The following is an 842-nucleotide window of genomic DNA, read 5'->3' on the forward strand; positions in this document are numbered from 1 at the left end:
GTGGGGGCCCCTCCTCCCGGGCCGGCCGCGCCCCGCCCCCATGCGCGGGCGGGGCTGGACAAAACCGGGCGGACGCCGCGATCTGTCCCGGCGGGGTGCGGCGGGATCAGAGCGGACGACAGTGACCGGGATCAGGAACGCGGCGGCCGCGAGGCTTTCGGAGCGGCTCCACGGGTTTCGCAGCCTGGGCGGCAATTGCGAGTTCGGCTTCGTGCAGCGCTACGGCGGGGTCGAGCCGTCGGGCCTGCTGCGCTTCGCCTACACGCCGATGGAGGACCTGATCCGCGGCCTGCGCTGCGGATTTGCGGATTTCGGCGCGCCGGGGGACCTGCGCATCGCGATCAGCGACGGCGGCACCTACTACTGCCGCAGTGTGGCCTACAACATCTGGTCGAACACCGGCCATCCCGCCGGCTCGATCGACCCGGACGTGCTGGTGGAGCGCGAATACGGCCGGCTCGCCCACCTGAAGCGCAAGATGCTGGACGAGCTCGCCGACGGATCGAGGATCCTGGTCCGCAAGGTCGACCGCGACGCCCCGGATTCCGACTTCGCGCGCTTGGCCGAGGCGGTCTGGGCCCACGGCCCCTCGACGCTGCTGCGCGTCGTCGAGGCCGGGCCGGACTGGCGCCCGGAGCCGGCCCGGCGGGTCGCCGACCGGGTGATCGAAGGGGGGGTGCGCCGCTTCGCCCCCACCGCGCAGGCCTGGGAGATCGATCTCGAACCCTGGCTCCACCTGATCGACAGCGCCTACGCCCTGGAGCACGGCGCGCCGCCGACCGCGTTCGGGGCGGGCGCCTTCGGGGCGGCCATGACCTTGCCGGGCGGCCTGCGCCGGCATG

Annotated in this window: 1 pseudogene; it reads left to right on the forward strand. The window is 73.8% G+C overall.

Annotation, left to right across the window (positions count from 1 at the left end):
- Positions 1-121 precede the first annotated feature (121 nt).
- Positions 122-842: pseudogene (locus FV228_RS31185) on the forward strand (hypothetical protein); the annotation flags it as partial.

Origin of the sequence: Methylobacterium sp. WL18 (assembly GCF_008040015.1) — a bacterium.
GTDB lineage: Bacteria > Pseudomonadota > Alphaproteobacteria > Rhizobiales > Beijerinckiaceae > Methylobacterium > Methylobacterium mesophilicum.